Source organism: Streptomyces albidus (ex Kaewkla and Franco 2022) (assembly GCF_013870515.1).
In the GTDB taxonomy this organism is placed as follows: Bacteria; Actinomycetota; Actinomycetes; order Streptomycetales; family Streptomycetaceae; genus Streptomyces; species Streptomyces albidus.
The window spans coordinates 1-6,833 of the sequence record NZ_JACBXA010000282.1 but is presented as its reverse complement, the minus strand read 5'-3'; the positions used below and the strand labels follow the sequence as shown (position 1 = coordinate 6,833).

Below are 6,833 nucleotides of genomic sequence, written 5' to 3'. Positions count from 1 at the left end.
CGCCGGTGATGGTGCACTGATCAGAACGGCGCGCCGGCCGGCCCGGCACCCGACGGGCCGGCCACCGGGCCCATGACCTGCATCAGGTCATGGGCCCGGTGCTGGTTCGTCAGGAGTCCGGGGGCGGGCGGGGTCAGCAGCCCAGCGCCTTCTCGTAGCGCTGCACGTCGTGGTAGCGGCCGAACTTCCTGCCCGCTTCGCGGTAGGTGCCGACGAGTTCGAAGCCGAAGCGCTGGTGGAGGCGCACGGAGGCGTCGTTGGGCACGGTGATTCCGGCGTACGCGCGGTGCAGGTCCTGCCCATCCAGCTCCTCGAAGAGGTGCTTGTAGAGCAGGGTGCCCAGCCCGCGGCCGACGGCGCCGGGCGCCAGATAGCAGCTCACCTCGACGGAGGTGTCGTAGGCGCGCCTCGGGCGGAACTGGCTGCTGGTGGCGAAGCCGAGAACTTGGCCGGATGCGGTCCCACAGGCTCCGGTTCCGGCGGGAGCGGCGGCCGATGCGCCGGAGGGGCGTCCTGAGAGGCCCCCGCGTGCTGGATCGGCGGGGGCGATCTGACGCCGCTGGGCAACCATCAGGCGGTATGGGCCGTCTTCAATGTGAGAGAGAAGCCAGTCACGCCGCTCCTCGGGTGTGAACGGCTCGGTGTCGAAGGTGGCCGACGACTCACGGACGTAGTGGTTGTAGATGTCGGTCAGCGCCTCGAGATCTTGCTCGGCGCCCACTCTGACCAGTATCTCTGAGGTCTCGCTCACCCTTGACTCCTCCAGGTGGCCAGACAGGGTACTGCATGATCAGGAAAATGACTCAGCGGTTGGGAATTAAGTCCGGTTTCCACTCGTTGTTTCCTACGGATGGGGGCACCCGGAGAGTGTCTTACCAACGCCACCGACCAGTTTGAGTCCACTCACAAGGGAGCACGCATGGCAACCCGTGCCGTCGCCCGTCGTCAGGCCACCGCGACCGGTGCCACTGACGCGGCAAGCAGTGTTCGCGCCGCAGGCAGTGAAGTTGCGGACCGCGACCTGGTCGGCATGTATCTCGACGAGATAGCACGTACACCGCTGCTCGATGCGGCAAAGGAAGTCGAGCTGTCGCTCGCCATCGAGGCAGGGGTGTTCGCCCGCCGAATACTGGACCAGGACGAGGAGCCGGTGAGCGCCGACTCCGCAAGCGCAACCGCGACCCGCGACGAGCTGGAAGCGATCGTCGCCGAGGGGGAGCGTGCCAAGGATGTCTTCATCCGGTCCAACCTCCGTCTCGTGGTGGCCGTCGCCCGGCGGTATCCACGCAGCGGCCTGCCCCTGCTGGACCTGATCCAGGAGGGCAACGCGGGTCTGGTCCGCGCCGTGGAGAAGTTCGACTACCGCAAGGGCTTCAAGTTCTCCACGTACGCGACCTGGTGGATCCGTCAGGCCATCACGCGCTCGATCGCGGACCAGTCGCGGACGATCCGGCTCCCCGTTCATCTGGTGGAGGAGCTGGGCCGCATCCGCCGTGTCCAGCGCGAGTTCAACAGGGAGAACGGGCGCGAGCCCGAGCCCGCCGAGGTCGCCGCAGAGCTGAGTTCCACGCCTGAGCGCGTCGTCGACGTCCTCGACTGGGCACGTGACCCGGTCAGCCTGAACATGTCCGTCGACGAAGAGGGCGAGACGCAGTTCGGCGACCTGCTGGAGGACACCTCCGCGGCCTCGCCGGAGCAGTCGGTCATGACGCTGCTGCGCCGTGAGGAGCTGGACGGGCTCATCGGCCGGCTCGACACCCGTACCGCCTCCATCATCAAGGCGCGCTACGGAATGGTCGACGGGCGCGAGCGGACGCTCACGGAGGTCGGCAAGCAGCACGGCCTGACGCGTGAGCGGATCCGGCAGATCGAGAAGCATGCCCTCATGGAGCTGAAGAAGCTGGCCTCGGACACCGGCTTCGACGCCGCGGCGTGACGAAGCTCCGAACGACGGGACGACCAAGAACCGAATACAGCGGCGGTGTTCATGACCGTCATGAGCCGCCCCCCAGAACGAGCCCCGGTGCCCTCCCCCGAGCGCCGGGGCTCTTTTCTGCGCCGCCGTGTTCTGCGCCGCCTTCGACCTCAGCTTCGGCGGCGTACGGGCATCTCCGATGTCCGTCTCTGTCTGTTCATGTGTCCGAGTGTGTTTACATTCCGCCTCTGTGGTCGTAGCGTGCCTGCGAAATCGCACGTTCGGGCATGGACGGACCTGAAGCCACATGTACGCACCGGAGCGCCAGCAGGAGATCCTGCGCCTGGCCCGTGAGCGGGGCCGAGTCGATGTGCTCTCGCTCGCGCAGGAGTTCCAGGTCACGGCCGAGACCGTCCGGCGGGACCTCAAGGCGCTCGACCGCGCGGGCGCCATACGTCGGGTCCACGGCGGTGCGATCCCCGCCGGCAGGCTCGACTTCGAGCCCGACCTGAGCGAGCGCGAGAGCGCGGCCACGGACGAGAAGGACCGCATCGCGCACGCCGCCCTCGACGAACTGCCCAGCGACGGCAGCGTTCTTCTCGACGCGGGCTCCACAACTGCCCGGCTGGCCATGGCCCTTCCCGTGGATGCGGCCTTCACGGTCGTCACTCACGCCCTGCCGCTGGCCTCCCGGCTCGCCGACCACCCCGGCATCGACCTCCACATCGTCGGCGGACGCGTACGGCACCGCACCCGTGCCGCGGTCGACGCCTGGGCGCTGCGCACCTATGGCGAGATCAACGCGGACATCCTCTTCCTCGCGACCAACGGCTTCTCCCTCGCCGGCGGGCTCACCACGCCCGACCTGGCCGAGGCAGCCGTCAAGCGCGCGGTCATGGCTGCGGCGCGCAGGGTCGTCCTGCTCGCCGACTCCAGCAAGTACGGGCAGGAGCACTTCGCTCGATTCGGTGATCTCGCAGACGTCGACGTCGTCATCACCGACACCGGCCTCGACGACGACGCAGCCCGAGCCATCGAGGCCAATGGCCCACAGGTGAGGCGGGTCTGACCGGCATGACAGACGACACCGCGGCAGCCACCGCGGACCCCGCCGGCAGCACGGTCCTCACCGTCACGCCCAACCCCAGCCTCGACCGCACGTACGAGATAGCCGGTTTGGCCCGCGGCGCCGTACTGCGGGCCGGTACGGACCGGGTCGACCCGGGCGGCAAAGGCGTCAACGTCTCGCGGGCGCTGGCAGCCGCAGGCCGGCGCACCGTTGCCGTGCTGCCGCTGGGCGGGCCCGAAGGGGCGCTGCTGGCACAGCTGTTGGGCGAGCGAGGTATCGAGGTCGCCGGGGTGCCCGTACGGGGATCGACCCGCGTCAACATTTCACTCGCCGAACACGACGGCACCCTCACCAAGATCAACGCGGCCGGCCCGGAGATCACCGTCGCAGAAGCCGGAACGCTCGTGGAGACGGTGGCCGTGCGGGCCGCCGACGCCGGCGCGTCCTGGATCGTCTGCTGCGGAAGCCTCCCTCGTGGTCTGCCCCCCGAGTGGTACGCGGAGCTGGTCGCCCGTGCCCGCAGGAGCGGCATACGGATCGCGCTGGACACTTCCGGGCCGGCCCTGTCCGCCGCCCTCGGCGAGCGGCCCGACGTGGTGAAACCGAACGCCGACGAACTTGCCGAGGCCGTCGGCCGTCCGCTGGCCACCGTGAGCGACGCGGTGAAGGCTGCCGGAGAACTGCGGGACGCAGGCGCGGGTGCCGTACTCGCAAGCCTCGGAGCCACCGGGCAGTTGTTGGTCGACGGCACCGGCACGTACTTCGGGTCCGGCCGGGCCGTTGCCGTACGCAGCGATGTCGGAGCCGGGGACGCCTCGCTCGCCGGGTTCCTCGCCGCCGGCGGTGCGGGACCCCGGGCGCTGATCTCAGCGGTCGCGCACGGAGCGGCGGCCGTGCAACTTCCCGGCAGCCAGATGCCCCGGCCCGCCGACCTGCGCCCCGAAGCCGTAGAAGTGACGACTGAACTTCCCCTGGACCACCCCTTGGGGCGCCCCCTGCCCCGCGACGCCGATGGAGCCGTGCGATGAGCCAGCTGATCACCGCGGAGCTGGTCGACCTCGACCTGACCGCGGAAACCAAGGAAGAAGCCGCGCGCTCGCTCGCTGAGCGGATGTTCGCGGAAGGCCGCGTCACCGACCTCGAAGGCTTCCTCGCGGACGTGGCGGCCCGAGAGGCGCAGATGCCCACGGGGCTTGAGGGCGGCATCGGCATACCTCACTGCCGCAGCGCGTCCGTCACCGTGCCCACGCTCGCCTTCGGACGGCCCTCCACGCCCGTCGACTTCGGAGCGACGGACGGCCCCGCCGACCTGATCTTCCTGATAGCCGCGCCGGACGGAGCCGACAGCGATCACCTGAGCATCCTGTCCGGCCTTGCCCGGCGCCTGACGGACGAGGACTTCACCGGAGCGCTCCGCGCGGTCGCCGATGCGGAAGCGGCGGCGGCACTCGTACGCGGTGACGAGGCGGGGAAGGCCGAAGCGGCTGAGCCGTCCAGCCCGGCCACGGACGCGGTTCCAGAGCCCGGCACCCAGCAGGAGCCCGAGCACGGGCCGGAGCACGAAGCGGAGCCGCCGAGCACTCCGGCCGAGCCGGGGCCCGGGGAGCCGGCTGGCAACGCTGCCGCCCACGCTTCGCAGGCTGAGGACAGCGGTGACCTCTTCCGCGTCGTCGCCGTCACCTCCTGCCCGACGGGCATCGCGCACACCTACATGGCGGCCGAGTCCCTCCAGCGGGCCGGCCAGGATGCAGGCGTCGAAGTCGTCGTGGAGACACAGGGATCGGCCGGGTTCGAACGGCTCGACCCCGCCCTGATCGCCTCGGCGGACGGCGTGATCTTCGCGCACGACGTGGAGGTCCGCGAGAAGGAACGCTTCACGGGCAAGCCCACGGTGGACGTCGGCGTGAAGGCCGCGATCAACCGCCCCGCCGAACTGATCGAAGAAGTACGCGGCAAGGCCGCACGGGGAGAGGCCTCCGCAGCGTCCGGCAAGCCGGTGCCCATGGACGGTGCGGGGGAGACCGGGGACGGATTCGGCACACGGCTGCGCAAGTGGCTGATGACCGGCGTGAGTTACATGGTCCCGTTCGTGGCGGCGGGCGGTCTGCTGATCGCCTTGTCCTTCGCGATCGGCGGCTACGAGATCGCCGACGCCAAGTCCGTCGCCGACCACTTCGTGTGGACCGAGGCCCACAGCTGGGCGGCTCTGCTCAATCAGGTCGGCGGACTGGCCTTCAGCTTCCTGGTGCCGGTGCTCGCCGGGTACATCGCGTACGGCATGGCCGACCGGCCCGGCCTGGTGCCCGGTTTCGTGGGCGGCGCTGTCGCGGTCGAGATCAACGCCGGGTTCCTGGGCGGCCTTGCGGCCGGTCTCCTCGCGGGCGCGGTGGTGATGGCGATCCAACGGGTCGCGATTCCGGCCGTGTTGCGGGGGATCATGCCCGTGGTCGTCATCCCGCTGATCTCCTCGGCGCTCGTCGGCACGCTGATGTTCGTGCTCATCGGCGCCCCGATCGCCTCCGCGCAGAAGGCCATGACCGACTGGCTCGGAGGCCTCACCGGCGCCAACGCCGTGCTCCTGGGCCTGCTCATCGGGCTGATGATGTGCTTCGACCTGGGCGGCCCCGTCAACAAGGTCGCCTACACCTTCGCCACCGGAGGCATCGCGGCGGCCGACCCCGGCAACGGGAGCCTGACCGTGATGGCCGCGGCCATGGGCGCCGGAATGGTCCCGCCTCTCGGCATGGCCCTCGCGACGGTCGTGCGCAGCAAGCTCTTCAGCAAGACGGAGCGCGAGAACGGCAAGGCGGCCTGGGTACTGGGCGCTTCCTTCATCACCGAGGGTGCCATTCCCTTCGCCGCGGCCGACCCGCTGCGCGTCATCCCCTCTTCCATGGCGGGCGGTGCCGTGACCGGGGCGCTGACGATGACGTTCGGCAGCACTCTTCGGGCGCCGCACGGCGGCGTGTTCGTCGTCCCGCTGATCGGCTCCCCGCTGCTCTACCTCGTCGCCATCGCCGCCGGTACGGCGGTGACCACCGGGCTGGTCGTCCTGTTGAAGGGCACCCGCGCCGGCAGGGGAGGGACTCAGGCGGAGACGTCCGGCCCCGTGGGCCGGGGTACGAAGGCGGCAGGCGTCCACGCTGACGCCGTGGCCGATGCGGACTCCCGCGACGATGCGAACGGCGGTCCGGACGGCTCCGCGGGCGCGGGAGATCCCGGGAGCGAGGGAGACTCCGGGGCCTCTGGCGGCGTGCGCGTCACAGCCTGAACCCCCGCCCGCGTCCCCGGTCAGCCTTCGCCAGGCCCGCCGTGGAGATCGCGTCCGTAGAGGTCGCGGTAGGAGGGAAAGACGCCACCCGGTCCGTCCACGCCCTCCGCGGCCAGCACGGCCTTCACCACCGCACGGGTGAGTACGTCGGCACCGGCAGCCAGCAGATCGTTCAACTCCGTGCCCTCCAGCGGGCGTTCGCAGGTCGAGAGCGCGAAGACCGTGTCCCCGTCGTGCATGAGGTGCACCGGACGCACCGCTCGGGCCAGCCCGTCGTGTGCCGTACCCGCCATCTTCTGAGCCTGGGGGCGGGTGAGCGCCGCATCCGTCGCGACAACGGCGAGCGTGGTGTTGAACGGCGGACGCAGCACCCCGGCCGAGCGGCTCCTCGTCTCCTCCTGCGCCTGTGTCAGCCGGCGCCGGGCCTCCGCATGCAGGCCGGGACGGGGTGAGGGGGGAGGGGATTCGTCCCAGAACTCCCCGTACAGAGCGCCCGTGTCCGGGGCCAGTGCCGAGCCGGCGGCATTGACCGCCGCGAGCGCACCCACGGTCACCCCTGAGGCGAGCACCGTGCTCGC

Annotated in this window: 6 protein-coding genes; 4 read left to right on the top strand and 2 right to left on the bottom strand. The window is 70.4% G+C overall.

The annotated features are described in order from the left end of the window. Positions 1 to 133: 133 nt before the first annotated feature. Complete coding sequence (locus tag H5J26_RS26655; RefSeq protein WP_309238079.1) at positions 134 to 751, bottom strand: N-acetyltransferase family protein; 618 nt, start codon at positions 749 to 751, stop codon at positions 134 to 136. Positions 752 to 919: 168 nt separating this feature from the next. On the opposite strand from H5J26_RS26655, the gene H5J26_RS26650 reads away from it, so the two are divergent. From H5J26_RS26650 to H5J26_RS26635, 4 genes are all read left to right on the top strand, one after another. Next, entirely contained in the window at positions 920 to 1,936 is a 1,017-nt protein-coding gene (locus H5J26_RS26650) for a sigma-70 family RNA polymerase sigma factor (RefSeq protein ID WP_181768524.1), read from the top strand. Positions 1,937 to 2,222: 286 nt separating this feature from the next. Next, complete coding sequence (locus H5J26_RS26645) at positions 2,223 to 2,984, top strand: DeoR/GlpR family DNA-binding transcription regulator (RefSeq protein WP_181768523.1); 762 nt, start codon at positions 2,223 to 2,225, stop codon at positions 2,982 to 2,984. A gap of 5 nt (positions 2,985 to 2,989) precedes the next feature. Beyond that, on the top strand, positions 2,990 to 4,012 hold the full coding sequence (pfkB, locus tag H5J26_RS26640; protein WP_181768522.1) for a 1-phosphofructokinase: 1,023 nt from the start codon (positions 2,990 to 2,992) through the stop codon (positions 4,010 to 4,012). Beyond that, the gene (locus H5J26_RS26635; RefSeq protein WP_181768521.1) at positions 4,009 to 6,255 is read left to right on the top strand and encodes a PTS fructose transporter subunit IIABC; all 2,247 of its coding nucleotides are present in this window, start codon (positions 4,009 to 4,011) and stop codon (positions 6,253 to 6,255) included. Before pfkB ends, H5J26_RS26635 begins: the two co-directional genes overlap by 4 nt. A 20-nt stretch (positions 6,256 to 6,275) precedes the next feature. Here the strand turns inward: H5J26_RS26635 and H5J26_RS26630 are convergent. Further along, positions 6,276 to 6,833 (bottom strand): P1 family peptidase (locus tag H5J26_RS26630; RefSeq protein ID WP_181768520.1); only part of this gene is annotated, 558 nt, incomplete at its 5' end.

What these genes read in the sequence shown, in the direction of transcription:
- H5J26_RS26650 (WP_181768524.1), top strand. Translation starts at nt 920, where the DNA reads ATGGCAACCCGTGCCGTCGCCCGTCGTCAGGCCACCGCGACCGGTGCC.
- H5J26_RS26645 (WP_181768523.1), top strand. Translation starts at nt 2,223, where the DNA reads ATGTACGCACCGGAGCGCCAGCAGGAGATCCTGCGCCTGGCCCGTGAG.
- pfkB (WP_181768522.1), top strand. Translation starts at nt 2,990, where the DNA reads ATGACAGACGACACCGCGGCAGCCACCGCGGACCCCGCCGGCAGCACG.
- H5J26_RS26635 (WP_181768521.1), top strand. Translation starts at nt 4,009, where the DNA reads ATGAGCCAGCTGATCACCGCGGAGCTGGTCGACCTCGACCTGACCGCG.